This window comes from Paraburkholderia bryophila (genome assembly GCF_013409255.1).
GTDB lineage: Bacteria > Pseudomonadota > Gammaproteobacteria > Burkholderiales > Burkholderiaceae > Paraburkholderia.
On the sequence record NZ_JACCAS010000001.1, the window covers coordinates 995,100 to 1,017,531 of the forward strand.

General features: G+C 63.1%; 30 protein-coding genes and 2 tRNA genes. 17 read left to right on the plus strand and 15 right to left on the minus strand.

The features are described 5' to 3' along the window. Positions 1-9 precede the first annotated feature (9 nt). Genes GGD40_RS04450 through GGD40_RS04470 form a run of 5 tightly spaced genes read left to right on the plus strand, consistent with a single transcriptional unit; the run spans position 10 to position 2,620 of the window. Complete coding sequence (locus GGD40_RS04450; RefSeq protein ID WP_179742396.1) at positions 10-600, plus strand: hypothetical protein; 591 nt, start codon at positions 10-12, stop codon at positions 598-600. Continuing rightward, positions 593-1,057, plus strand: a complete 465-nt coding sequence (locus GGD40_RS04455) for a hypothetical protein (protein ID WP_179742915.1) — start codon at positions 593-595, stop codon at positions 1,055-1,057. Before GGD40_RS04450 ends, GGD40_RS04455 begins: the two co-directional genes overlap by 8 nt. Continuing rightward, positions 1,054-1,266: a hypothetical protein gene (locus GGD40_RS04460; RefSeq protein ID WP_179742916.1), complete on the plus strand. Its 213-nt coding sequence runs from the start codon at positions 1,054-1,056 to the stop codon at positions 1,264-1,266. Before GGD40_RS04455 ends, GGD40_RS04460 begins: the two co-directional genes overlap by 4 nt. After that, positions 1,266-1,502 (plus strand): DUF4224 domain-containing protein, encoded by a 237-nt coding sequence (locus GGD40_RS04465; RefSeq protein ID WP_179742917.1) that lies wholly within the window; start codon positions 1,266-1,268, stop codon positions 1,500-1,502. The genes GGD40_RS04460 and GGD40_RS04465 overlap by 1 nt, the downstream gene beginning before the upstream one ends. Continuing rightward, positions 1,499-2,620: a hypothetical protein gene (locus GGD40_RS04470; protein WP_179742918.1), complete on the plus strand. Its 1,122-nt coding sequence runs from the start codon at positions 1,499-1,501 to the stop codon at positions 2,618-2,620. Before GGD40_RS04465 ends, GGD40_RS04470 begins: the two co-directional genes overlap by 4 nt. 122 nt (positions 2,621-2,742) lie before the next feature. Here the strand turns inward: GGD40_RS04470 and GGD40_RS04475 are convergent. Both GGD40_RS04475 and dusA read right to left on the minus strand, forming a co-directional pair. Then, a tRNA-His gene (locus GGD40_RS04475) sits at positions 2,743-2,818 on the minus strand. Positions 2,819-2,907: 89 nt separating this feature from the next. Beyond that, on the minus strand, positions 2,908-3,909 hold the full coding sequence (dusA, locus tag GGD40_RS04480; RefSeq protein WP_179742919.1) for a tRNA dihydrouridine(20/20a) synthase DusA: 1,002 nt from the start codon (positions 3,907-3,909) through the stop codon (positions 2,908-2,910). A gap of 331 nt (positions 3,910-4,240) precedes the next feature. On the opposite strand from dusA, the gene GGD40_RS04485 reads away from it, so the two are divergent. Next, positions 4,241-4,507 carry a hypothetical protein gene (locus tag GGD40_RS04485; RefSeq protein ID WP_035550634.1) on the plus strand — a complete coding sequence of 89 codons (267 nt, stop codon included), beginning with the start codon at positions 4,241-4,243 and terminating at the stop codon, positions 4,505-4,507. Positions 4,508-4,676: 169 nt separating this feature from the next. Here GGD40_RS04485 and GGD40_RS04490 read toward each other — a convergent pair whose 3' ends face one another. Beyond that, on the minus strand, positions 4,677-4,919 hold the full coding sequence (locus tag GGD40_RS04490; RefSeq protein WP_179705146.1) for a hypothetical protein: 243 nt from the start codon (positions 4,917-4,919) through the stop codon (positions 4,677-4,679). 115 nt (positions 4,920-5,034) lie between these two features. Beyond that, entirely contained in the window at positions 5,035-5,232 is a 198-nt protein-coding gene (locus GGD40_RS04495; RefSeq protein ID WP_105508460.1) for a hypothetical protein, read from the minus strand. A gap of 231 nt (positions 5,233-5,463) precedes the next feature. Between GGD40_RS04495 and GGD40_RS04500 the strand changes: the two genes are divergently transcribed. Further along, positions 5,464-5,775 (plus strand): hypothetical protein, encoded by a 312-nt coding sequence (locus GGD40_RS04500; protein ID WP_373565314.1) that lies wholly within the window; start codon positions 5,464-5,466, stop codon positions 5,773-5,775. Positions 5,776-5,792: 17 nt separating this feature from the next. On the opposite strand, the gene GGD40_RS04505 is transcribed toward GGD40_RS04500, so the two are convergent. The 4 genes from GGD40_RS04505 to ssuD form a co-directional block, all read right to left on the minus strand. Further along, positions 5,793-6,008 carry a TOBE domain-containing protein gene (locus GGD40_RS04505; protein WP_011488137.1) on the minus strand — a complete coding sequence of 72 codons (216 nt, stop codon included), beginning with the start codon at positions 6,006-6,008 and terminating at the stop codon, positions 5,793-5,795. 57 nt (positions 6,009-6,065) lie between these two features. Beyond that, positions 6,066-7,166, minus strand: coding sequence for an ATP-binding cassette domain-containing protein (locus tag GGD40_RS04510; RefSeq protein ID WP_179744873.1), 1,101 nt, complete (start codon positions 7,164-7,166; stop codon positions 6,066-6,068). Then, positions 7,166-7,999: an aliphatic sulfonate ABC transporter permease SsuC gene (gene ssuC / locus GGD40_RS04515; RefSeq protein WP_179705148.1), complete on the minus strand. Its 834-nt coding sequence runs from the start codon at positions 7,997-7,999 to the stop codon at positions 7,166-7,168. The genes GGD40_RS04510 and ssuC overlap by 1 nt, the downstream gene beginning before the upstream one ends. Positions 8,000-8,068: 69 nt before the next feature. Further along, entirely contained in the window at positions 8,069-9,229 is a 1,161-nt protein-coding gene (gene ssuD / locus GGD40_RS04520; RefSeq protein WP_179705149.1) for an FMNH2-dependent alkanesulfonate monooxygenase, read from the minus strand. Positions 9,230-9,742: 513 nt separating this feature from the next. On the opposite strand from ssuD, the gene GGD40_RS04525 reads away from it, so the two are divergent. Next, a complete protein-coding gene (locus tag GGD40_RS04525; protein ID WP_105508464.1) occupies positions 9,743-10,168 on the plus strand; it encodes a hypothetical protein in 426 nt (141 codons plus the stop codon). A 26-nt stretch (positions 10,169-10,194) separates the two neighbouring features. Here GGD40_RS04525 and GGD40_RS04530 read toward each other — a convergent pair whose 3' ends face one another. After that, the gene (locus GGD40_RS04530) at positions 10,195-11,325 is read right to left on the minus strand and encodes an enoyl-CoA hydratase/isomerase family protein (protein WP_179742920.1); all 1,131 of its coding nucleotides are present in this window, start codon (positions 11,323-11,325) and stop codon (positions 10,195-10,197) included. Between the two features lie 46 nt (positions 11,326-11,371). Beyond that, positions 11,372-12,187 carry a TetR/AcrR family transcriptional regulator gene (locus GGD40_RS04535; protein WP_179742921.1) on the minus strand — a complete coding sequence of 272 codons (816 nt, stop codon included), beginning with the start codon at positions 12,185-12,187 and terminating at the stop codon, positions 11,372-11,374. 135 nt (positions 12,188-12,322) lie between these two features. On the opposite strand from GGD40_RS04535, the gene GGD40_RS04540 reads away from it, so the two are divergent. Further along, on the plus strand, positions 12,323-13,324 hold the full coding sequence (locus GGD40_RS04540) for an NAD-dependent epimerase/dehydratase family protein (RefSeq protein ID WP_179705157.1): 1,002 nt from the start codon (positions 12,323-12,325) through the stop codon (positions 13,322-13,324). A gap of 44 nt (positions 13,325-13,368) precedes the next feature. On the opposite strand, the gene GGD40_RS04545 is transcribed toward GGD40_RS04540, so the two are convergent. Further along, positions 13,369-13,794, minus strand: a complete 426-nt coding sequence (locus GGD40_RS04545; RefSeq protein WP_257030340.1) for a DUF1488 domain-containing protein — start codon at positions 13,792-13,794, stop codon at positions 13,369-13,371. Continuing rightward, positions 13,794-14,063, minus strand: coding sequence for a hypothetical protein (locus GGD40_RS04550; RefSeq protein ID WP_035550656.1), 270 nt, complete (start codon positions 14,061-14,063; stop codon positions 13,794-13,796). Before GGD40_RS04550 ends, GGD40_RS04545 begins: the two co-directional genes overlap by 1 nt. Before the next feature lie 254 nt (positions 14,064-14,317). On the opposite strand from GGD40_RS04550, the gene GGD40_RS04555 reads away from it, so the two are divergent. Together GGD40_RS04555 and GGD40_RS04560 are read left to right on the plus strand one after the other, a co-directional pair. Beyond that, positions 14,318-14,509, plus strand: a complete 192-nt coding sequence (locus GGD40_RS04555) for a hypothetical protein (protein WP_105508468.1) — start codon at positions 14,318-14,320, stop codon at positions 14,507-14,509. Between the two features lie 81 nt (positions 14,510-14,590). Beyond that, the gene (locus GGD40_RS04560) at positions 14,591-14,971 is read left to right on the plus strand and encodes a hypothetical protein (protein ID WP_179742922.1); all 381 of its coding nucleotides are present in this window, start codon (positions 14,591-14,593) and stop codon (positions 14,969-14,971) included. 35 nt (positions 14,972-15,006) lie between these two features. Here GGD40_RS04560 and GGD40_RS04565 read toward each other — a convergent pair whose 3' ends face one another. Further along, positions 15,007-15,339 (minus strand): DMT family transporter, encoded by a 333-nt coding sequence (locus GGD40_RS04565; protein ID WP_373565315.1) that lies wholly within the window; start codon positions 15,337-15,339, stop codon positions 15,007-15,009. A 10-nt stretch (positions 15,340-15,349) separates the two neighbouring features. Further along, positions 15,350-15,847 carry a heme-degrading domain-containing protein gene (locus GGD40_RS04570; RefSeq protein WP_179705161.1) on the minus strand — a complete coding sequence of 166 codons (498 nt, stop codon included), beginning with the start codon at positions 15,845-15,847 and terminating at the stop codon, positions 15,350-15,352. Positions 15,848-16,117: 270 nt separating this feature from the next. On the opposite strand from GGD40_RS04570, the gene GGD40_RS04575 reads away from it, so the two are divergent. Continuing rightward, a tRNA-Met gene (locus GGD40_RS04575) sits at positions 16,118-16,194 on the plus strand. 172 nt (positions 16,195-16,366) lie between these two features. Here GGD40_RS04575 and GGD40_RS04580 read toward each other — a convergent pair. Beyond that, positions 16,367-17,419, minus strand: a complete 1,053-nt coding sequence (locus tag GGD40_RS04580) for an iron-containing redox enzyme family protein (protein WP_179742923.1) — start codon at positions 17,417-17,419, stop codon at positions 16,367-16,369. Positions 17,420-17,714: 295 nt separating this feature from the next. Here GGD40_RS04580 and GGD40_RS04585 point away from each other — a divergent pair, with 295 nt between their 5' ends. From GGD40_RS04585 to GGD40_RS04605, 5 genes are all read left to right on the plus strand, one after another. Continuing rightward, on the plus strand, positions 17,715-18,260 hold the full coding sequence (locus tag GGD40_RS04585) for an NUDIX hydrolase (RefSeq protein WP_179705165.1): 546 nt from the start codon (positions 17,715-17,717) through the stop codon (positions 18,258-18,260). A 9-nt stretch (positions 18,261-18,269) separates the two neighbouring features. After that, on the plus strand, positions 18,270-19,022 hold the full coding sequence (gene aat, locus GGD40_RS04590) for a leucyl/phenylalanyl-tRNA--protein transferase (protein ID WP_179742924.1): 753 nt from the start codon (positions 18,270-18,272) through the stop codon (positions 19,020-19,022). A gap of 329 nt (positions 19,023-19,351) precedes the next feature. Further along, entirely contained in the window at positions 19,352-20,173 is an 822-nt protein-coding gene (locus GGD40_RS04595) for an arginyltransferase (protein WP_105508475.1), read from the plus strand. A 227-nt stretch (positions 20,174-20,400) separates the two neighbouring features. Further along, on the plus strand, positions 20,401-21,378 hold the full coding sequence (locus GGD40_RS04600) for a quinone-dependent dihydroorotate dehydrogenase (RefSeq protein WP_257030478.1): 978 nt from the start codon (positions 20,401-20,403) through the stop codon (positions 21,376-21,378). Between the two features lie 169 nt (positions 21,379-21,547). Further along, a complete protein-coding gene (locus GGD40_RS04605) occupies positions 21,548-22,342 on the plus strand; it encodes a cystine ABC transporter substrate-binding protein (protein WP_179705171.1) in 795 nt (264 codons plus the stop codon). Positions 22,343-22,432 lie beyond the last annotated feature (90 nt).

The window sequence follows — 22,432 nt, forward strand, 5'->3', positions numbered from 1 at the left end:
GGAACCGAAATGACCCCCACCCCAAAACAGGAAGGCGCGATGACGCTGACAGAAGCGCAGACGCAGATGATGGAGCGAGTGATCACCGGTCTTGAGCATGATGAAATGCAAGAAGCTGCCGATCTGATACGCGCCCTTCTCGCTGCCCAGCCTTCGCAAGCACAGGCAGGGGAGGCGCGAAACGTTGAAGGATTGACGCGTGCCGAATTCGAGAGCCGCCTGCGTATCGGATACCAGCACGACAACATTCGTTCTCGCGAGCGCGGACGTGACGCACCAATCAACGGGCTTACGGCAGAGCAGGAGCGCGAGATCGCCGAGCGAGTCGAGCTTAATTACCCGGTCTCCGGAACATTCGCTTGCCCTATATGCGGCAAGGATTCGCCCCACGAGCATAGGGGCGAAGAGATCGCCAAACATCGTGCCGCCCCGCCCGCATCGCCAGTCGCGAGCCACAACGAGCGCGCGGGACTGACGGAGGCGCAGCGCGAGGTTCTATGGTCCATCGTGAGGCGATTGGATCGGGGATACAACGTCGATGTCTGCGCGAGAGAACTGCGCGCTCTGCTCGCCGCACGCACCGGAGGCGACGATGCGTGACGTCAAGCAGTTCGAGCGCTTCAAGGCATACATGGATAGCCCGTGCCACGAGTTGGATCAGCGCGACCTTGGGCGTAACGACCCGCATCGTCTTGTGTTCGCCGAATGGGGTGTTCCTCAGGAGTTTCTATTGTGGCTATGGCAGGCTGCTGAGAAGGCCGCCCTCACCCCGGCAACCGATGGGCAGCAGGTGGTATATCAGGTGCAATCTACGGCCGGCGGATGGGTTGACGTCGCTGAAACACATTACGAGCGCACGCCGCTGGAAAAGCGCATCGTCTACACCCACCCCGCGTCACCGGATAGCGTGCGCAGGGACGCGCTGGAGGAGGCAGCGAAGGTATGCGATGAGCGAGCCTTGCGCCTCACGGTAGCCCAATACGTTCGCCGTGAATCGCAGAATTGCGCGCTGGCTATCCGCGCCCTGTCTCAACAGCCAGACCGAGGCCAATCATGACCGAGCATGAAGCCTTTATGGCGTTCTTCAAAAAGCGCTGGCCCGAGTTCGATCACCCGACCAAATCGGCGTTTGAGGTATGGCAGGCATCGCGGGCAGCAGCACTGGAAGAAGCGGCTGATCTGGCGGAAATGTACGACTCGGGAACAATAGAAGGCCATGAGATCGCAGGTCTGATCCGAGTCCTGTCTCAACAGAAGGAGGGGTGATGGCTGCGTACCTGACACGGCAGGAGCTGTCCGAGCTGGTCGGGTGCCAGCCGCGCAGCCTCGCATGCATGAAGCGCTGGCTCGAGCGCAACCGGTGGCCGTTCGCGGTCAGCATCGCCGGTATCCCGCAGGTGTCGCGCGACTATTGCGACGCACGGCTGCACGGCACTGCGCCGCGCGCCGCCGAGCTCGCCGACGATGAACAAGAACCCGACTTCGCAGCACTCGAAAAATGATCGGACGACGCAAACGGCCGGACGGGTTACCGTTCCGCCTCTACGCCAGCTATGGCAAGCACAAGGTCAGCTTCGGCTACAAACTGCCTTCCGGGAAGTGGGCGTTTCGCCTGTCCGCGCCGGCGCACAACAAAGACGCCATCGCCGACATTCGCAAGCAGGCGGTCGAGCGCGCCGAGGCGCTGAATGGCGACGCCGTCGAGCCCGGCACTGTCGAGGCGCTGATCGAGGATTACTTCGAGTGGCAGGAGCGCATGGCCGCCAGCGACGAGCGGCGCAAGGCACAGATCACGCTGGACGAGAATCGCGTCGAGGCCAAACGCCTGATCGTTGTCTTCGGGAAAATGTCGCCGAAGTCGATCAAGCCGAAGCACGTCTATGGCTACCTGGATAAACGTGCGCAGCTCGGCGCGCCGGCGAAAGCGAACAAGGAAATCGCGCTGCTGTCAGCCGTGTTTGAATACGGCCGCCGGCGCGGCCTGATCGAAGTGAATTCGTGTCGCGGCATCGAGTACAACCCGACGCAGCCGCGCACACGCGTCGTCGCGGCCGCCGACGTGCTGCTCGCCGTCGAGGTGGCGCGATCACGGCGCAGCGTCGGCGATCAACATGCAGCGTCGACATACCTGACGCTCGCGCTGTGCGTGCAGACCGCATACCTGACCGTCAGTCGGCCAACGGAAATGCGCGAGTTGCGGCGCCAGTCGATCAGCGCGGACGGCATCAGCGTGCCGATCGGCAAACGCAAGGCCGGCGAGGCACCGCGCGCGAAACTCGTCTTGTGGTCACCCGAGCTCAAGGCCGTAATCGAAGAGGCCCTAGCGCTTCAGCGGACGGCGAGTATCTACGTGTTCGGCAACACGTCGGGCCAGGTCTACACGCGCAGCGGGTGGAATACGAGTTGGTCTCGGCTGATGGGCTATTGCGAGATCGAGGCGAAGGCGCGCGGTGTTTCGTTCGAGCGTTTCGCGCTGCGCGACATGAGGCCGACGGCGGTTACGGATCGAATGGATGAAGGCGACAGCCGGATTGTCGACGCGACCGGCCACGTCGACGAGCGGATGATCAAGAAGACGTACGACCGGCGCAGGGCGCGAAAAGTGCGCGCCACGCGGTAGAAACAAAAAAGCCCGCGATTAGCGGGCCTTTCTTTCTGACTCATCTTCCAGAAATTGGAATCTTATCTTCCAAAACCTGTAACAAGTCAGTCTCTACTATCGCGGAAACCCGCGTGAATACTTGGGGTGGCTGATGGGGCTCGAACCCACGACAACAGGAATCACAATCCTGGACTCTACCAACTGAGCTACAGCCACCACTGACATCTGCTTGACTTGCCTAAAAACTCTGGCTCGTCGATGAAGAAACGAGATTATACGAACAAGAATTACGTTTGCCTAGTCCTTTATTCAAAAATTTCGACTGGCTCACGCAGATGCTGTCTTGCCTCGTTGAATATGCTCAGATCGCGCGCGGCGAGGCGCTTGCTATCCGACAACACGCGACGCCATCCACGCGCACCGGCCTCGCCACGATAAAGACCGAGCGCATGGCGCGTGATCGCGCCGAGGTACGTGCCGCGCGCCATTTCAGCCGCGCAATACTCGATCAGCTTCGCTTCGACCTGCTCGCGCGTTAGTGACGTTTGCGTCGAGCCGTAGAAGCGTGCGTCGACGTCGGCCAACAGATACGGGTTGTGATAAGCCTCGCGCCCGAGCATCACACCGTCGACGTGCTGAAGATGCGTTTCCACTTCATCGAGCGTTTTGATGCCGCCGTTAATGATGATCTCCAGATGTGGGAAATCACGTTTCAACTGATAAGCGTAGTCGTATTTGAGCGGCGGAATCTCGCGGTTTTCCTTCGGACTCAAGCCCTTGAGAATCGCATTGCGTGCATGCACGACGAAAACGTTGCAGCCCGCCTCGGCGATCGTGCCGACGAAGTCGCGCACGAAACTGTATTCCTCCACGGCGTCCACGCCGATCCGATGCTTGACCGTCACCGGCACTGAGACGGCATCGCGCATGGCCTTCACGCAGTCGGCGACGAGTTGCGGCTCGTTCATCAGACACGCGCCGAATGCGCCGCGCTGCACGCGCTCGGACGGGCAGCCGCAGTTCAGATTGATTTCGTCGTAACCCCACTGTTCGCCCAGTTTGGCCGAGCGGGCAAGGTCGGCCGGCTCGCTGCCGCCGAGTTGCAGCGCGACCGGCGCTTCTTCCGGCGTAAACGCGAGATGGCGCGGCACGTCGCCGTGCAGCAGCGCGCCGGTGGTGACCATTTCGGTGTAAAGCCACGTATGGCGCGAGATCACGCGATGCAGCGAGCGGCAGTGACGATCGGTCCAGTCCATCATCGGTGCGACGGATACGCGGCGGGGACTGGGCGTTTGAGGTGAAGACATGGGGTGGCCAACGGCTTGATTCAAAACACGGATTTTACAGCAACGCTTGAAATCACCAGTCTGGGCGACCGTCTTCGTCCGAATAACCTGCGTGCACAAGCGGTCTTTCCTCCTCAAACCCGCCCGTCCATCGGGGTCGGAACGTCGCTCGCCCTTCTCCCACCGCCCTCCGGCCGATTATTTCAGTATTGAGAACAGTAATTTCAAATTATCAGCACAAATTCTCGATAGTAGGGGTATACACTGCCCTTCATCGACGTTGCAGACACACCTCACCGGCCCCTGCGACGCCTTCCTGAACTGAAGTTGAAACGTTTATCGGAGTCACACCATGAACACCAAGCTTATCGCCGCTGTACTGGTTGCTGTTTCTGCCTCGATCGCCGCTCCCGCTTTTGCTAGCGGCTACGGTCCGGCACCGTCGTATCGTCCGTCGGTCGGCGCCCCGGCTTCGCAACAAGGCCAGAACGCCCAAACCGTCGCGGCAGAACGCGTTCAATCGGAATCGAACGCTTACGGCGGTGTGAAGAGCGTGTCGTCGCAATCGGGTACGCGTGAAGCGACGTCGGGCCCGCAATCGGTTTTCTTCGGCCACTAAGCCGTTGCTGTTGAATCTGCTGCCGCCACGGGCAGCAGATAAGCTGGGCGCCGCGCATGATGCATTCATGCCGGCGCCCAGTTTGCGTTTACAGCGGTTCGTGCCGGCTTGATGCGGGTTTCACCGCCGTGTTGTCGACCTCGTCTCAGCGTCGCATGCACTGCCGACGCTACGGGGCGATGCCCGCATCGATCGTCTCGCGCCCCGCGCGAAAGGCCGCCTCCGCCGCCGCATGCTCGGTCGGCCAGAGACTGTCGATCCTCACGAGCCGCCAGTCGATCACCACGGCGCCGCTCCGCAGCACCCGGAAATGCGCTTTAACGCCGGTCAGCACCTGCTCGACCGCGACCTCGATGTCGTAGTCTTGATAGCGCTCCTGATAATCCCCCATGTCGAGGCCTTTCGGCTCCATGGTCGCCTCCGTGGTGACGCGTGGTGTCAGCTATGGAATCGGTCTCGGGATGGACGCGCGGCCGCACTTCCCCGGCGAGCGCTAGCTCGCGCATCGTGCCGCCCTACCCTGACGATCAATCGCAATCGCCCGACAGATACTGCCGGCCGTTGCAGGTGATCTCGACCTCGCCGCTGCCCGCTTCGGTAACCAGGCCGCTCGCCAGCAATTCAGCCGCGACGGCCTGCGCAAAGGCCGGCGCGGGCTGGCCGACGCCGACATCGTTCAGGCGTCGCAACGCCTCGATCGCTTCGGGACTCAATGATTTGGACATCGCCGTCTCCCGTCGGGATGATCAATTCATCGTAGCAACTTTCAGAGCGGTATGCAGCCGTGCGTCGAGGCATAGGGATTGCGTGCGCAGGTTGTTGGATGCGGCACGTTGAACGTGCGAGGTATCCAGCCAGACAAGGCCGTACGCGCAGAGGAGAAGGACATGAAACGAAGCAGATTGGCGGCGTTAGAAATGGTGACCGCAATGGTGACCGCAACGTCGAATGTAACGTTGAACGCAGCACTGACCACAGCATTGAAAGCGGGCGTCGCGCTCACGCTGTTCGGTGCGAGCGGCACGCTGACGTTCGCCCAAACGCCTCGGCCCGTGCAAACCGCACCGACCGCACAGACAGTACAGACAGCACAAACCAACCCACCCCCTCAACAAGACAGCAACGCGCCCATGGCCAAGCCGCCGGAGGCGGCCTCAGGCGCCGGCGGTTCGAGCAATCCGGACAACATGCCGGTCAAGCGTCCGCCCAAACCAACCAACGACCGGATGATGCGCCAGCCGCCCGCCAGCGGTGCAAACGCGAAATAGCGCGTCCAGCATCGGCCTCAAAGACGCGCGATCGACACCTCCGTCGACTTCACCAGCGCCACCACTTCCGAGCCGACCTTCAGGTCGAGTTCATCGACCGAGCGCGTGGTGATGACGGAGGTGACGATACCGAACGGCGTATCCACATCGACCTCGGACACTACCGGCCCGCGGATAATTTCCTTGACCTTGCCTTTGAACTGATTGCGTACGTTAATTGCGGAAATGCTCATATCGGGTAACTCCAAAGTCCAGAAAAGCGATTGAAAAAACAGGTCAGGCAAGGAATCTCAGACGGCCCAGCGGACCTCGGTCGGTCGAATGACACGGCCTTCGTCACGTGCTTCGACTGCGCGCTGAGACAGCGCGTCGTCATTCGGCACGGTCTTCAGCACGCGTTGCAACACATGGTCTTCGAGCGCCGCGAAACCCGCCGATGCGCGCGCCCGCGGACGCGCGAGCGGCACCGGTTGATCGAGCGCGATCCGCCCTTCTTCGATCAGCAGAATCCGGTCGCCGAGTGCGACGGCTTCGTGCACGTCGTGCGTGACCAGCAATGCGGTAAAGCGATGCTCGCGCCACAGACGCTCGATCAGCGCGTGCATTTCGATCCGCGTCAACGCATCCAGCGCGCCGAGCGGTTCATCGAGCAGCAGCAATTGCGGACGATGCACGAGCGCCCGTGCCAGCGCGACCCGCTGACGCTGCCCGCCGGAGAGCTGCGCGGGCCAGCCGTCGGCGCGTTCGAGCAGGCCGACTTCGGCGAGCACGGCGCGCGCGTCGTCGCGCGCGCTGCGGCCGAGGCCGAGCATCACGTTCTGCAGCACGCTCTTCCACGGCAACAGACGCGCGTCCTGGAACATGATGCGAGTGTCGAGCGGGCCGCCGTCTTCGGCACGTTTGTCGAGCACGCCCGTGCTGGCTTTTTCGAGGCCGGCGACGAGCCGCAGCAACGTCGATTTACCGCAGCCGCTGCGGCCGACGATCGCCACGAAACTGCCGCGCTCGATCGACAGATCGAAATCGGCCAGTACCGTGCGCTCGCCGTAGTGCTTACCGACGCCGCGCAACTGCACCGAGTAATCGGCGGAACCCGCGGCTGCCCCCGCGGCGGAGCCCGCGCCTGAACCCGCGCCGCCTCTCTCAACCGACCTCGCAACCGCCCCGGCAGAAAAATCACGTACCACCGCAAGCCCACGCGCATCGTCACGCGTCGCCGCGCCAACCGCACGCACAGCCCCCACCTGAGCAACCTCATGCGACGCATCGTCAAACTCAAATCCCGCCGCTTCCCCAGCATCACGATCGGCAACACGCGTTTGCGCCAGCTCAGCTTCGAGATCGCTGCCGGCGATCCCGCCAAACGACGTCGAAAAAGTCGTCGCGTTCATCATTTCGCTCCTCGTTGATAAGCCGGATGCCAGCGCAACGACACGCGCTCGAGGCTCTTCGCCAGCACGTCGGCGAGCTTGCCGAGCCCCGCGTACAGCAGAATGCCGACCACCACCACATCGGTTTGCAGGAACTCGCGGGCGTTCATCGTCATATAGCCGATGCCCGACTGCGCGGAAATCGTCTCGGCGACGATCAGCGTGACCCACATCAGCCCGAACGCGAAACGCACGCCGACCAGAATCGACGGCAACGCGCCCGGCAACACCACATGCCGGTACAACGCGAAACCCTTCACGCCATAACTGCGCGCCATTTCGATCAGGTTCGCGTCGACGGAACGGATGCCGTGAAACGTGTTCACGTAGATTGGGAAAAACACGCCGAGCGCGACCAGAAAAACCTTGGCTTCTTCTTCGATGCCGAACCACAGGATCACGAGCGGAATCATCGCCAGTGCGGGGATGTTGCGGACCATCTGCACGGTCGAATCGAGCGCGATTTCGGCGGGTTTGAACAGCCCGGTCGCGAGCCCGAGCACGAGACCGATGCCGCCGCCGATCGCAAAGCCCGATACCGCCCGCCACGTGCTGACCTTGACGTCCGCCCACATTTCGCCGGACTGGATCAGCGACCACGCCGCCTTCACGACCGCGAGCGGTTCGGGCAGCACGCGCGTCGACAGCACGCCGCTGCGCGCGGCGAGTTCCCACGCGAGCAGAATCGCCAGCGGCGCGAGCCACGGCGCCAGATGCGCGCCGATTCGGCGCAACACGCCCGAGCGCGCGCCCGCGTTTTCGTTTCGATCCGCATTCACGGTAGCTTGAGCCATGATGACTTTCCTGATTGCCTAACCGACAGGTGCGACGGATGCGACGGGTGCAAGTAGAGCGCGCCGCGCTCAGCTCGAACTCGCCGCCTTCGGCAGATAGTTATTGCCGACGATCTCGCCGAACGGACCCGACAGCGGTCCATTCGATGTCTTGTTTTGCCGGTTCGGCAGCAGCGGAAACACCAGTTCGGCGAAACGATACGACTCCTCGAGATGCGGATAGCCGGACAGAATGAAGGTATCGACGCCGAGTGCTGCGTACTCCTTCATCAGCGCCGCCACCTGCTCCGGATTGCCGACCAGCGCCGTGCCCGCGCCGCCACGCACGAGGCCCACGCCCGCCCACAAATTCGGGTAGACCTCGAGCTCCGCGCGGCTGCCGCGTTTGCCGCCGTGCAAGGCGGCCATACGACGTTGTCCTTCGGAGTCCATCTTCGAGAACGACGCCTGGGCGCGCGCGATGGTTTCGTCATCGAGCTTGCTGATCAGTTTGTCGGCGGCGGCCCACGCTTCTTCTTCGGTCTCGCGCACGATCACGTGCAGACGAATCCCGAACTTGATCGTGCGGCCGTGCGCCGCGGCGCGCGCGCGAATGTCGGCGATCTTCTTCGCGACGGCTTCGGGCGGCTCGCCCCACGTCAGATAGGTATCGATATGCTCGCCCGCCATGTCGTGCGCAGCCGGCGACGAGCCACCGAACCACAGCGGCGGATGCGGGTTCTGCACCGGCGGATATAACGCCTTGCCGCCCTTCGAACTCAGATGCTTGCCGTCGAAGTCGATCGCGTCGTTGGTATGCGACGCGGCGAGCAGCTTGCGCCAGATATGCAGGAATTCGTCGGTGATCTCGTAGCGCGTGTCGTGATCGACGAACACGCCGTCACCTTCCAGTTCGGTCGCGTCGCCGCCGGTCACGACGTTGATCAGCAGACGTCCGTTCGACAAACGGTCGAACGTCGCCGCCATGCGCGCGGCCAGTCCCGGCGACGAAATGCCCGGACGGATCGCCACCAGAAACTTCAGACGTTTGGTCGCAGCGATCAGGCTCGACGCAACCACCCATGCGTCTTCGCATGAACGGCCGGTCGGCAGCAGGACGCCTTCGTAGCCGAGCGTGTCGGCGGCCACGGCGATTTGCTGGAAGTAGTCGTAATCGGCTGCGCGTGCGCCTTGGGACGTACCGAGATAGCGGCTGTCGCCGTGAGTCGGAATGAACCAGAACACATTCATGTGCTGCTCCTGCTTGTTCGAAACGGGTTTGAATGAAGACGCCGCGGAAATTGCCCGCGCACACGCCGGCCGCGCGCATCCCACGGGCAGCGGTCTGTCAGCGGCCCGGCGATGCAACGCAAAAGAGGATGAAGAAAAAGTGGCGGTAACCGCGCCGGCTAGCGACGACAGCGTCGGCGCGCGTACGCCGGGCGGCGGATGAAGATCGGCATCAGGCAGGACATCGCGACAGCTTCCCTCGACCAGACGTGCGCGTGCTGCGCTCGATTAATTGGGCGACGGCGGTAAACACCGTCTGCATGGAGAAGCAGTCTAGGGATCGGGCCGCGGCTTTTGAACGATTTTTTTTAGCTTAGGTTTTCCACTTTCGTGATTAGCCCGACGTTAAAGCATACGGATGTTGCGCGCCGTGCACGCAGGAAAGCGGAGGTCCCTAGATATAATGGCGCACGTTTCCAATAACCCGGTGCAGGCCGCGCGAACCGCGCCGCCTGAGCTCTCGCGGTGCACTGCATGCAAAAACTCATCCTGCCGTTCGTCGCCGGTTTCCTGGCTTCCCTGTTCTTTCACGAATCGACGCTGGCGCTGTTGCACGCAGCCGGGCTGATCGACCCGACGGGTTTTTCCACCGCACCGTTTTTACCGCTCGGGTTGCCCGAGTTCATCGCCAATGCTATCTGGAGCGCATTCTGGGCCGTGCTGATGGCGTGGCTGTTGCGCGTCGCGCCGCAACGGCGTGCGCCGTGGGTGCCGGCCTTCGTGTTCGGCGGCATTGCGTTGACGGCGGCGAGCGTGTTCGTGGTCGATCCGCTGCGCGGCATCTGGCCGAGCGGCAACATGCTGCCGCGCCTCGCGGTGGGGTTCGCGGCCAATGCAATGTGGGGCTGGGGCGCGCTGGTGTTCATGCGCGCCTTCATGGCGAGTGAGGACGAGGAGTAAGCGGGCTTAAGCGGGACTAAGCGCGCTTAACTGCGCAGATCCCGCAGCGGGTGTTCGCTCGCGGGCCACGGGCTTTCGAACATGTTTTCCACGTCGGCCGCGCTCACGTCTTCAATGCGCGCGAAACGCCAGCGCGGCGCATTGTCCTTGTCGATGATGCGCGCGCGAATGCCTTCGACCGTATCGCCGCGCGTAAAGCACGAACGCGTCAGATCGAGGTCGCAGCGCAACACGTCCGCCATCGAAGCCTCGGCGCGCGTCACCACTTCCAGCGACACCGCCATCGACAACGGCGAGCGTTCGCGCAACACCGCGATCATCTGTTCGGCCCATTCGCCGCTGTCGCCGTCGCGTGCCTGTTCAAGCGACGCGAGAATCCGCGCGACGTCGGGCAGCGCGAAATGCCGGTCGATCAACGCCCGCGCGTTGGCCAGCGACGAAGCCTCGGGCGACGGCACGACCTGATGCGCCAGCGCTTCGCGCTCGATGCACGCCACCACGTCCGCGCCGCGCTCGAACGGCTCGCTGCGCAAGGTGTCGACCAGCGCGGGTAAGGCCGAGTCGTCGAGATAGACATCGGCGAGGCCGGCGTATAGCGCGTCCGCCGCGCCGATGGTCTCGCCGGTCACTGCCAGATAGCGACCGATCGCGCCCGGCGTGCGGGCCAGAAACCAGCTCGCGCCGACATCGGGAAACAGGCCGATGCGGGTTTCGGGCATCGCCATCTTCGTGGAGTTCGTGACGACGCGCAGGCCGCCGGTGCGATGCGCGCCCTGCGAAATGCCCATCCCGCCGCCCATCACGACGCCGTTCATCAACGCGATGTACGGCTTCGGGTAAGTGAAGATCGCGTGATTGAGCTGATATTCCTCGATGAAGAACACGTCGCGCGCGTCATGCTCGCCGCGTTGCGCGGACTCGTACAGAAAGCGGATATCGCCGCCCGCACAGAACGCGCGCGGATGCTGGCTGCGCACCACGACCGCGATCACGTCGGGATTGTCGCGCCACTGGTCGAGCGCCGCGTGCATCGCGCGAATCATGCCGGTAGACAGTGCGTTGAGCGCCTTCGGCCGCTCCAGTTCGATGAAGCCGATGCGATTGGCTACGTAAGTCGCGACTTCGTCGCTGACGGCAGGCGAGGCGGAAATGGACATGGCGTGCTACGCGCGACGGCGCAAAAAGAAATGGAACTGAACGTTATCACGCGCTCGCGGCTTTCGGTTTGGCGCGCGGCTCGGGGGTGGGTTTGGCGGCGGGTTCGGCGGCGGGTTTGGCGGCGGGTTCGGGGGCGGCCTTCGCAGCGGGCTCGACGCCTGCATTGGATGGGCCAAACCAGACGTCGAGCGTCAGGTTCAGCACCGTGTCGAGCGGAGCCGTTGGAAACACCGGGCACGTGAGGTTCAGCGCGACAATGCCATGCAAGGTCGCCCAGAAGGCCTCGGCCCACACGCCCACGTCCGCCGATGCGGAGAGACGCCCCGCTGCCTTCAACTCTTCGAGCGCGCCAAGCATGATGTGAAGCGCCGCGGCGCCGGGGTCGTCGTCCGTGTGCGCGGCTGAGTCCGACGATGCCGACGACGTCGTTGCATCTTCGACTTCCGCACCGGCCTCCTCGTCCGCCGACGCTTGCGCCTTGCGCGCCGCCCCGCCCAACGCCGCGCCGGTGTAGCTCGGATCTTCCATGAAGATCAGTCGGTAAGTCTGCGGATGCTCCACCCCGAACGCGATATAAGCGCGCCCGAGCGCCTTGAGCCGCTCAGCCGGATCGGCGATCCGAGCATGCGGCTCGAACGTCGCCAGCAATTGCGCATAGCCCTCCTCGCACAACGCCTGCGCGATCTCGTCGCGGCTCGCGAAGTGAAGGTAGAGCGTGGCCGGTGAATATTCGATGGCGTCGGCGATCTTGCGCATGGATAGCGCGGCAAAGCCTTCGCGCATCACGATGCGCCGCGAGGCATCGAGGATGCGTTCGCGCAGTGCCTGCTTCTGGCGGTTCTTTCGTTCAGCGATTCCCATGACATGTATTTTCGGGTTGACAAACTGAAAAGTCAAATTAAACTGAACACCGTTCACTGAACGTCGTTCATTAAATTTTAAGTCATCAGGAAAATTCACTCGCGGCGTGATCGGGCGCCATCTCAAGGAGTCGTCATGGAAACAAACGGGAAAGTCGGACTGTTCGGTGCCGCGGGTGCGGCAGGTCAGATCATCGCGGCAGCGCTGAGCGCCGCGGGGCGCGATTACCGCGTGGTCGGCCGCTCGCGTCAGCCGCTCGAAGCGGCTTTCGGTCAGGATCCGCACGCCGAAATCGTCACCTGGAATCCGGACGATCCCGCTTCGATCCAGGCGGCCGCCGCCGACTTGCAGACCGTGATCTATCTGGTCGGCGTGCCCTACGACCGCTTCGCCGAGCATCCGCCGCTGATGGAACGCACGCTCGCCGGCGTGACGGCGGCGGGCGTCGAACGTTTTATCCTGATCGGCACGGTGTATCCGTACGGCCGCGCGCGCAGCAATCCGATTCGCGAAGATCATCCGCGCGAGCCGCACACGTTCAAAGGCCAGATGCGCCTCGCGCAGGAAAAGCTGGTGCTCGCGGCGCACGGCCGCAACGGTCTGTCGACGCTAGTGCTGCGCCTGCCCGATTTCTACGGCCCAGGGATCGAGCGCAGCCTGGTGAACGGCGTGTTCGAAGGCGCGGCCAACGGCACGCGCGCACAGATGATCGGCCCGGTGGATGTGCCGCACGAGTTCATCTATCTGCCGGACGCCGGCCCGGTAGTCGAAAAACTCACGCGTACGCCCGAGGCGTATGGACGCTGGTGGCATCTGGCCGGCGCAGGCACGATCACGCAACGCGAAATGGCGCGGCAAGCCTATGCGCTGGCCGGCCAGAAACCGAAGCTGATGATCGCCGGCAAGACTATGCTGCGCGTGCTCGGCCTGTTCAATCCGTTGATGCGTGAGCTGGTGGAGATGAACTACCTGATGACCGAACCCGTCGTGATGGACGACACGGCGTTGACCGGGTTGATCGGGCCGATTGCTAAAACGTCGTATGAGGAAGGCATCCGGCTGACGTTCGAAGCCGCACGGAAAGCGGCTTCGGCAAAGGCTGCGGCAGGCGGTGGTGGTGCGGCGAAAGCGGCGTGATTCAGGAGGGTGGGTTCAAGTGCGAAACCGAACCGCCGCGCCGCTCACCCCGCCGCGTTACCCGGCGGGAAGTGTCCGCTTTTAAGCAGCACGGGCGTGCCGTTACTGATCTGCAGATGCTCGCGCGCCACGGCCTCGATGCGCTCGCGGCCGGCGTCGAACGCGCGCAGCCAGCCTTCGAGATTTTCGCTGTACGCGCCGAAGTGGTCTTCGAGCGCCTCGACCGAGATCGCGCACGGCACCGGTTCGCCATCCACCAGTGCGGGAAAAACGACAGTGAGATTGGAATCGCGGTAAGCAGGCGCGTCCGCGGGAAACCGAATTTCCATGGTCGCCTCATCAGAAGTATCCGGCGGGAGATCGGGGCCGGCGCGCATCCGCCGGTCCCGGAGAACCCTGCTATGGTACTCGCGCGTCCGGACCACGGTCCAGCCTGCGACGGCCTGCTGCTTCGCGTCGCGCGTCGTCATCAGTGACCTCCGAGCAGCCGGTCGACGTAGTCGCGCGCCGCCTGTTCGACGAAGCCGAGCGCCTCCTCCTCGCTGCCGAAACGCTGCTCGCCGCCCAGTTCCAGCAAGGTCTCGATCCGGTGCGGATCGTCCGGACCGAGCTCCGCGAGACTCACCGAACCGATGTAAGTCCCGCCGACGGCATGGGCCGGCGCCGCGTTGGCCGGCACGAGGCGCGCGGCGGCGCTGATGTAATAGCCGCGATAAGGTCCGCTGACCCGTTCAGCCATCTTCGTTCTCCTCGTTGCAGTTGATGTGGCGATTTGTGTCGTCTGGCGTCGGCGTGGATGCCGCATTGGGTGCATGAAAGCTCACCGCAATCCGTTCACCCATCGCCAACGACGAGTAAGTAAGGCGCTTCGCCAGCCGATAAGTTCGCGCCTACTAGACCGGATCGCACTTGTGCCACGCCTGCCGGTCGAACAGGCTCCGCGGCACGATCCGTGCTGACGGAAGACGCCTTTTCGAGTTCAGCGAGCGCAATATGGGAAAATATTTTCTGCGGAACCACGAACTGCCCGAGCCGGATGCGGCGAATCGATGGTTTGCTTACGCCGAAAGCCACGGCATCGACATTCCGAAAGCCATCAGCATCTGGGAAGACGCGGCCACCGTCAGCGGCACCGAAAGCCGCCGGCTGGTCAGCGCAGCGGGCATCACGGTCGAGACGCCCTAGGCCTGGCGCCCGGGCCTCGTCCCTCTTCGCTTCGCGCCGGTACGGCGCGCCCCGGACATCTATCTGAAAGGAAACCTCACGATGCAATTCATGACGCAATCGCACCGCGCCACCCGCTTCTGCCTGAGCGCCACGCTCGCCATGTTGCGTAAGGCGACCCTGCCTGTCGCGCTGCCCGCTGCCGTGTTGCTCGGCGTGGGCCTCGCCGGCTGCGCATCGTCGAACACCACGTCGTTGATCAATCTGCCGAACGGCCAGACCGGCTTCGCGGTGAATTGCAGCGGCGCGGACGCCGCGTCGAGCTGGGCCTCGTGCTACGTGCAGGCCGGCAAGGCCTGCGGCGCGACCGGCTACGACATCGTGTCGAAAGACAACGACGAAGGCGGCGCCGCGGGCGGCAGCGTGACGAACGTCGTGTCGGCGAACGTCAAGAACCGCTCGATGATCGTGCGCTGCAAGTAAACGCCCGGCGTGACGCCCGTGGAAGCGTCAGTGCGTCAATGCGCCTGCATCTTCGAAAAGATATTCAACACCGCGACGCCGGCAATAATCAGCCCAAGCCCGATGATGGCCGGCAGGTCCGGCACCTGCCGGTACAGCACCAGCGCGACAAGCGTGATCAGCACGATGCCGGCGCCCGACCACACTGCGTAGACAATGCCGACCGGAATACTCTTGAGCGTCAGCGACAGGCAGTAAAACGCGATGCCGTATCCGATCACCACGACCGCCGACGGCACGAGCCGCGAGAAACCTTCCGAGGCCCGCATCGCCGACGTCGCAATCACTTCGGCGACGATCGCGATGCCGAGCAGCGCATAAGGAGGCATCCGCATCGCGTCAGGCCTTTGCAAGCGCGAGCTTGCTGTAGTCATGGCCGAGATGCGCGCACAGCGCTTCCACCACCAGCTCATGATCGGCGCGCTGCGGCAGACCGGACACCGTGATCGAACCGATCACGCCGACGCCGGTCACCGTCAACGGAAACGCGCCGCCATGCGACGCGTATTCGGTGGCCGGCAACGCGTGCTTATCGGCAAGCGTGCTGCCGGCCTGCTGCATCTTCAGACCGATCGCGTACGAACTGCGCCTGAAATGCGCGACCGTGTTGCCCTTGCGGCGCGCCCAATCCACGTTGTCCGGCGTCGCGCCATCGAGCAGGCTGAAGAACAGCGGCTGACCGAAGGTGCGCACGTCGATCGCGGCGGCGATACCGCGCGCTTTCGCGACCTCGTGCAGATAGACGCCAACCTGCCATGCGCGGTCGGCGTCGAATTGGGGGAACACCAGCGCGTGTTCCTGGGCGGCAATCATCTGCAGATCGTGTGCGATATCCATGGCGTTCGGAGCAAATAAGAGTTGAGGCGGTCGAGGCGCGCGTCGATGTCGATGCATGAGTGCGGTCAATAACCGCCTACGACGCGCCGCGCGAAGCGAACCTGGATTCTAGCGTAGCGCCTTACGATGGCCTTCCGGCATACGACGCAAGCAATGCGTACGACGACTTGCGAACACGTCACCGGGAGAATTCAAGCGCGGAGTGAAGTCGATTCTTAAATAGCTATTGCAGCGACGTGCCGTGTACGCTATACTCTTTTCTTCGACGGACGCGGGGTGGAGCAGTCTGGCAGCTCGTCGGGCTCATAACCCGAAGGTCGTAGGTTCAAATCCTACCCCCGCAACCATCAAGCATTTAAAGGCCTGATTTCTCACGAAATCAGGCCTTTTCGCTTTTCCGGGCTGGCTCGTCTACCTGCCCTGTTCACATCATTCGCGTTCCCCGTTGGCTGACTCGCGTTCGCACAACACGCACACGAGCCAGCCGGTCAATCTGGCAGCCAGGCTGCGATTCAACCACTACGCGGTGAGCTGCTCATAAAGCGCGTCATAGTAGTCACGGCAACTCGCCAACCGCAACGCCGCGCCCAGCAAAATGTCCGCACCCACCGACGGCGTTTCGTTCACGATCGGCACGATCACATTCGCCAGCCAGCCTTCGCCGTGAATCACGTCGATGGTCACATGCTCATCGTAGTAATCGAGCTCGTTCAAATTGCCCAAGCCGACGCGCCGGCATCCACGCGCCAGCTTTTCGTATTGCGACGGATCCAGCAGTTCCGTCATCGCCATGACGCCTAGCAGCTTGAAGTAATGACGGCGGTTCAGACAGGTCAGCATGAAGAGATTGTGGCCGGCCAATCCTTGCCAGCCGAGTTCGCCGGCGTGATTGTCGTGCGCGCGGCCCACTCCGACGGTTTCCAGCAGATGCTGGAACAGACTCACATGACTACGAGCGGCTTCGCCGCGTCCGGATTCGTCCCAGAAGTTTTGCGCGAGTTCTTTGCGCACGCCTTCTCTCGATCCGACCATCGAAAACAGCAGCAGATCGAAGAAGCGGATATTCAACGCGCTGTCGCTTTTGAAAAACGCGATCACCTGTTCCCGCGACGCGTCCTTCTCCAGAAAATCAAACAGCGGATGCGCCGCCACTGGATGCCGCGCCCACAGGTCCTTCAACGAGCGCACCATCGCGGCGCTATCGGACGCGCCGGTTTCCATGTCGAGCCGCCCCACTTCACTCTCGACCCACGCGCGCTCGATGCGACTGCGAACACGCGTCAACGTTGGATTGAATTGATTCGCCGTACGCGGCGACGTGCCGTCCATCACATGCAGGTCGTAAAGGGAAAAAAGCGCGCGATGCACTTCAGTCAGCGCCACCGGATCGCGATCGGCAAACGCGCGATTCAGCGCGATCTTCAGTTGGTCGAGAAACCGCGCCTCCCAATCGGGCTCCTGCTCGACCCACTCCTCGAGCGCCGCGCAATCGCACAGCGCGGAAACCGCGAGATCGAGCGGCATGGACAGAATGGACGCCAGAAGCGCTAGCGTAGCGCTGATTCCGTTCATGGGCCAATCCGCCTTATTTTTTGCGTGTACCTCGTTCATGCTTAACCCCTTCTAGTTTTTGTGGACCCGGCCAAAGCGCTCAATACTATCGAAAGCGTTCCGTATCGAACGTTAGATTGCGCGTGAGATTTCGTACGTCGGACAAAGCCTGGACGATGGACGGAAACATCCCCTGCACGCAGTCGGATGAGTTCGCGACGCACGCCGGCGCGCCGAGTTTTCGTGCCTATCGCGAGCCATCAGTGAAACCTCGGCCCAGTGATAAACTCCCAACACCCTTTCTCGTGCCCATCCTATGAAATTCTGTTCTGTCTGCGGCCACGGCGTCAGCTTGAGCATTCCGCCGGGCGACAACCGCGAGCGCTTCGTCTGCGGCAATTGCGGCACGGTGCACTATCAGAATCCGCGCAACGTGGTCGGCACCGTCCCGGTCTGGGACGACAAGGTGCTGTTGTGCCGTCGCGCGATCGAGCCGCGCTACGGCTACTGGACGCTGCCCGCGGGTTTCATGGAGATGGGCGAGACCACCGCCGAGGCCGCCTCGCGCGAAACGCTGGAAGAAGCCGGCGCGCGCGTCGAGGTGCAGAGCCTGTTCTCGCTGCTGAACGTGCCGCACGTGCATCAGGTGCATCTGTTCTATATGGCGCGGCTGCTCGATCTCGACATTGCCGCCGGCGAGGAAAGCCTCGAAGTCAAACTCTTCGAGGAACATGAAATTCCGTGGGACGAGATCGCCTTCCCCACGGTCGGCCAGACCCTGCGCTTCTTTTTCGCCGACCGTGCCGCCGGCAGTTTCGGCCTGCACACGGGCGACATCTTCCGCTCGCTGCGCGAAGGTTGAGCGGCGCCCATGGTGCCCTGGCTCGGACCTGACGATCCGTTTCCCTCTGTCGAGCGTGCCCTCGGCGCCGCCAGCGGCGCGCCGGGGCTGCTGGCCGCCAGCGCCGACCTGCTGCCGTCGCGGCTGATCGACGCTTACCGGCGCGGCATTTTCCCGTGGTACTCGGACGGCCAGCCGGTACTGTGGTGGAGCCCCGACCCGCGCATGATCCTGCGGCCCGCCGAGTTCAAACTATCGCCGTCGTTGCGCAAGACGCTAAAACGCGTGCTGCGCGACGACGCGTGGGAAATCCGCGTCGACCATGATTTCGCCGGTGTGATGCGCGCGTGCGCGCAGGCGCCGCGGCGCGGTCAGCGCGGCACGTGGATAACCGCGGACGTGGTCGAAGCGTATTCGTCGCTGCATCGTGTCGGCGATGCGCACAGCATCGAAAGCTGGTTCGAGGGCAAGCGTGTGGGCGGTTTGTACGGCGTGTCGTTCGGCCGGATGTTCTTCGGCGAATCGATGTTCGCGGAGGTCACGGACGCCTCGAAGATTGCGTTGTCCGCGCTCATCGGCCACTTGCGAAGCCATGGCATCGAGTTGATCGATTGCCAGCAGAACACGTCGCATCTGGCCTCGCTCGGCGGTCGCGAGATCGCGCGCAAGGCGTTTATCTCGCATGTTCGCGCGACGGTCGGCGCACCGCCGATTCCGTGGCGCTTCGACAAGGCGGTGCTCGCGACGCTGCTCGCGCAGCAGCCCGTCGCTCCCGATTGCTGATCACACGCCGAAACAGCCCGCCGCCATCCGCAATATACTTACCGCTACAACTCGCGTCGCCCGTTTGATGATTCAATACCAGAGCTTCATCGCCGCAGCCCCGCGAAAATTTTCGTGTTACCGTTTATGCAAGCTTTCCGGCACGACCGTCTGCCGACCGGCCACGCTAAACGATTGATTGACAAAGCAACACCCGCGCTGGCGCCGAGAGACAGCCAGCCGGGAAGAATCAGGCCGAATCCGGATCCGTCGCCTACCGAGCCATGGGTCACGAGCCGTCACAGGCACGCCGGGTTTGCATTACCAGAGACGCTTCGAGAGCTGCCAACGTGACTCATCCCAACGAGCTGCCTCTTTCACCGCTTTCCGCGCTGCAATTTTATGCAACGGCGCCCTATCCCTGCAGCTATCTGGATGGCCGCATCGCGCGCTCGCAAGTCGCCACGCCCAGCCACCTGATCAATTCCGACGTCTACACCGATCTCGTCAAGGCCGGCTTCCGGCGTTCGGGCGTGTTCACCTACCGGCCGTATTGCGATGGCTGTCGCGCCTGCGTGCCGGTGCGCGTGCCGGTCGACCAGTTCGAGCCGAACCGCACGCAACGCCGCGTCTGGAAGAAGCATGGCCAGTTGATCGCGACCGTCGCGCCGCTGCACTACGACGAAGAGCACTACGCGCTCTATATGCGCTATCAATCCGCGCGGCATGCGGGCGGCGGCATGGACCGCGACAGCCGCGACCAGTACGAACAGTTCCTGCTGCAAAGCCGGATCAACTCGCGGCTGGTGGAGTTTCGCGAACCGTGGCCGGATCAGCCTGATGTGCCCGGCATCCTGCGCATGATCAGCATGATCGACATCCTCGGCGACGGGCTCTCGTCGGTGTATACGTTTTTCGAGCCGGGATTGGCGCACACCAGCTTCGGCACCTACAACATCTACTGGCAGATCGAACAGGCGCGCAGCCTGAAGTTGCCGTACGTGTATCTCGGCTACTGGATCCGCGAAAGCCCGAAGATGGCCTACAAGGCGAATTTCCGGCCGCTCGAAGGCTTGATCGACGGCGCCTGGCACGTGCTCGACCCAGAGAGCATCGACATGCCGCCAGTCGATCTGGCGATCCACGGCCGGCGCGGACCGCTGCGGCCCTGATCCTGCCAGTGAATTGAACCCCGGGTGACGCCGCCGGCTACGCCCGAGTTACGCCCCGAGTTACGACCCGGGCACTCCCAAACCGCGCCCCCACCGTTCGCCCCGCTTTCAATCAGTCTCATTAAAGCCTCAAAGCCGTTAAAATGGAGGGTTCCCATTTTCCGGCCGCCCGGCTTCGTCCCGTGTTCAGTTCCCTCTACCCGCTTGTACGCGCCCAACTCTTTCGCATGGACGCGGAAGACGCTCACCACCTGACCTTGCGCATGCTTGCCGCCGCCGGCCGTACCGGCCTCGCGGGCGTGCTCGCGCCGCGCGTGCCGGATGCGCCGCGCACCGTGATGGGGCTGACGTTCCGCAACCCGGTCGGGCTCGCCGCGGGGCTCGATAAAGACGGCGCGTGCATCGACGGTCTGGCCGCGCTCGGTTTCGGTTTCATCGAAGTGGGCACGGTCACGCCGCGCGCGCAGCCGGGCAATCCGCGGCCGCGCATGTTCCGTCTGCCGCAGGCGAACGCGGTGATCAACCGGATGGGCTTCAACAACGCGGGCGTCGACCAGTTCGTGAAGAACGTGCAAGCCGCGCGCTATCGCGGCACGCTCGGGCTGAACATCGGCAAGAACGCCGACACGCCGATCGAACGCGCCGCCGAAGACTACCTGTACTGCCTCGAACGCGTGTACCCGTTCGCGAGCTACGTGACGGTCAACATTTCGTCGCCGAATACGAAGAACCTGCGCCAGTTGCAAGGCGCGGGCGAACTCGACGCGCTGCTCGCGGCGCTCAAGGACAAGCAGCAGCGTCTCGCGGACCTGCACGGCAAGCTGGTGCCGCTTGCGCTGAAAATCGCACCGGATCTCGACGACGAACAGATCAAGTCGATCGCCGACACGCTGCTGCGTCACCGGTTCGAAGGCGTGATCGCCACCAACACCACGCTGTCGCGCACCGCCGTCGCCGGCATGCAATACGGCGACGAAGCCGGCGGCCTGTCGGGCAAACCGGTGTTCGATGCGTCCAACGAGGTAATTCGCAAGCTGCGCGCCGAAGTCGGCGAAACGGTGCCGATCATCGGCGTCGGCGGGATTTTCTCGGGCGAGGACGCGCGCGCCAAGCTGGCGGCCGGGGCGGCGCTGGTGCAGCTCTACACCGGCTTCATTTACCGTGGACCGGCGCTGGTGGCCGAATGCGCACAGGCGCTGCGTTAAGCGGCAATGACGACGGCGGTGGCGCCGGCCTCAAGGTCGTCCATACCGCCAACGCTATCCATGCAATTCGCATGGGAATATAGACATAAACAAACAGTATTTAGGTTTCGATAGTCTGCTTTGTTATGCTTTCGTCTGTTAAAACGCCAGACGAACAAAAAGGTACAGGATGAAATTGGGCTTGCTGAAAAAGCTTCTGGTCGCCGGTCTGATCGGCGCGTCGTTCACCGCCGTCGCCGCGCACGCGGACGACCTGCTCGACCAGGTCAAACAGCGCGGCACGTTGCGCATCGGCCTGGAAGGCACCTTCCCGCCGTTCAACTCGAAGACGCCGTCGGGTGAACTGGTCGGCTACGACGTCGACGTCGCCAAGGCCGTCGCGGCCAAGCTCGGCGTGAAGCCGGAATTCGTCACGACGGAATGGAGCGGGATCATCGCCGGTTTGCAGGCGGGCAAGTTCGACGTGATCGCCAACCAGGTTGGCGTTACGGACGCGCGCAAGCAGGTGCTCGACTTCTCGCCGGCTTACACGTACTCGGCCGCGCAGTTGATCCAGCGTAAAGACGACACGCGCCAGTTCAAGTCGCTCGACGACCTGAAGGGCAAGAAGCTCGGCGTCGCGCTGGGCACGAACTACATGGACATGGCCAAGGCCGTGCCGGGCATCGACGTGAAGACGTATCCGGGCGCGCCCGAATATCTGCGCGATCTGGCCGCCGGCCGTCTGGACGCGGCGCTCAACGACCGTCTGATGCTCGCGTATCTGATGAAGAACTCGCAGTTGCCGCTGCGCAGCGGCGCGAACGTCGGCGCGGGCAACCCGTCGGGCATTCCGTTCAGGAAGGGCAACCCGAAGTTCGCCAAGGCGATCGACGACGCGATGAACCAGCTCGAAGCAGACGGTACGTTCGCGAAGATCTCGGACAAGTGGTTCGGTATCGACGTCAGCAAGCCGATCAAGTAAGCGGCGCTGCATGAAACGAAGGGCGGCATCGTGATCGATGCCGCCCTTCGCTTTTTGCACCACGCCCGAAAATCCGCCGACGTTTATGAT

Bases quoted from the DNA above. Each gene is read 5' to 3' on its own strand.
- GGD40_RS04450 (WP_179742396.1), top strand. From the start codon at position 10: ATGACCCCCACCCCAAAACAGGAAGGCGCGATGACGCTGACAGAAGCG.
- GGD40_RS04455 (WP_179742915.1), top strand. From the start codon at position 593: ATGCGTGACGTCAAGCAGTTCGAGCGCTTCAAGGCATACATGGATAGC.
- GGD40_RS04460 (WP_179742916.1), top strand. From the start codon at position 1,054: ATGACCGAGCATGAAGCCTTTATGGCGTTCTTCAAAAAGCGCTGGCCC.
- GGD40_RS04465 (WP_179742917.1), top strand. From the start codon at position 1,266: ATGGCTGCGTACCTGACACGGCAGGAGCTGTCCGAGCTGGTCGGGTGC.
- GGD40_RS04470 (WP_179742918.1), top strand. From the start codon at position 1,499: ATGATCGGACGACGCAAACGGCCGGACGGGTTACCGTTCCGCCTCTAC.
- dusA (WP_179742919.1), bottom strand. From the start codon at position 3,909: ATGTCTTCACCTCAAACGCCCAGTCCCCGCCGCGTATCCGTCGCACCG.
- GGD40_RS04485 (WP_035550634.1), top strand. From the start codon at position 4,241: ATGAACACCAAGCTTATCGCCGCTGTACTGGTTGCTGTTTCTGCCTCG.
- GGD40_RS04490 (WP_179705146.1), bottom strand. From the start codon at position 4,919: ATGGAGCCGAAAGGCCTCGACATGGGGGATTATCAGGAGCGCTATCAA.
- GGD40_RS04495 (WP_105508460.1), bottom strand. From the start codon at position 5,232: ATGTCCAAATCATTGAGTCCCGAAGCGATCGAGGCGTTGCGACGCCTG.
- GGD40_RS04505 (WP_011488137.1), bottom strand. From the start codon at position 6,008: ATGAGCATTTCCGCAATTAACGTACGCAATCAGTTCAAAGGCAAGGTC.
- GGD40_RS04510 (WP_179744873.1), bottom strand. From the start codon at position 7,166: ATGAACGCGACGACTTTTTCGACGTCGTTTGGCGGGATCGCCGGCAGC.
- ssuC (WP_179705148.1), bottom strand. From the start codon at position 7,999: ATGGCTCAAGCTACCGTGAATGCGGATCGAAACGAAAACGCGGGCGCG.
- ssuD (WP_179705149.1), bottom strand. From the start codon at position 9,229: ATGAATGTGTTCTGGTTCATTCCGACTCACGGCGACAGCCGCTATCTC.
- GGD40_RS04525 (WP_105508464.1), top strand. From the start codon at position 9,743: ATGCAAAAACTCATCCTGCCGTTCGTCGCCGGTTTCCTGGCTTCCCTG.
- GGD40_RS04530 (WP_179742920.1), bottom strand. From the start codon at position 11,325: ATGTCCATTTCCGCCTCGCCTGCCGTCAGCGACGAAGTCGCGACTTAC.
- GGD40_RS04535 (WP_179742921.1), bottom strand. From the start codon at position 12,187: ATGGGAATCGCTGAACGAAAGAACCGCCAGAAGCAGGCACTGCGCGAA.
- GGD40_RS04540 (WP_179705157.1), top strand. From the start codon at position 12,323: ATGGAAACAAACGGGAAAGTCGGACTGTTCGGTGCCGCGGGTGCGGCA.
- GGD40_RS04545 (WP_257030340.1), bottom strand. From the start codon at position 13,794: ATGACGACGCGCGACGCGAAGCAGCAGGCCGTCGCAGGCTGGACCGTG.
- GGD40_RS04550 (WP_035550656.1), bottom strand. From the start codon at position 14,063: ATGGCTGAACGGGTCAGCGGACCTTATCGCGGCTATTACATCAGCGCC.
- GGD40_RS04555 (WP_105508468.1), top strand. From the start codon at position 14,318: ATGGGAAAATATTTTCTGCGGAACCACGAACTGCCCGAGCCGGATGCG.
- GGD40_RS04560 (WP_179742922.1), top strand. From the start codon at position 14,591: ATGCAATTCATGACGCAATCGCACCGCGCCACCCGCTTCTGCCTGAGC.
- GGD40_RS04565 (WP_373565315.1), bottom strand. From the start codon at position 15,339: ATGCCTCCTTATGCGCTGCTCGGCATCGCGATCGTCGCCGAAGTGATT.
- GGD40_RS04570 (WP_179705161.1), bottom strand. From the start codon at position 15,847: ATGGATATCGCACACGATCTGCAGATGATTGCCGCCCAGGAACACGCG.
- GGD40_RS04580 (WP_179742923.1), bottom strand. From the start codon at position 17,419: ATGAACGGAATCAGCGCTACGCTAGCGCTTCTGGCGTCCATTCTGTCC.
- GGD40_RS04585 (WP_179705165.1), top strand. From the start codon at position 17,715: ATGAAATTCTGTTCTGTCTGCGGCCACGGCGTCAGCTTGAGCATTCCG.
- aat (WP_179742924.1), top strand. From the start codon at position 18,270: ATGGTGCCCTGGCTCGGACCTGACGATCCGTTTCCCTCTGTCGAGCGT.
- GGD40_RS04600 (WP_257030478.1), top strand. From the start codon at position 20,401: ATGGACGCGGAAGACGCTCACCACCTGACCTTGCGCATGCTTGCCGCC.
- GGD40_RS04605 (WP_179705171.1), top strand. From the start codon at position 21,548: ATGAAATTGGGCTTGCTGAAAAAGCTTCTGGTCGCCGGTCTGATCGGC.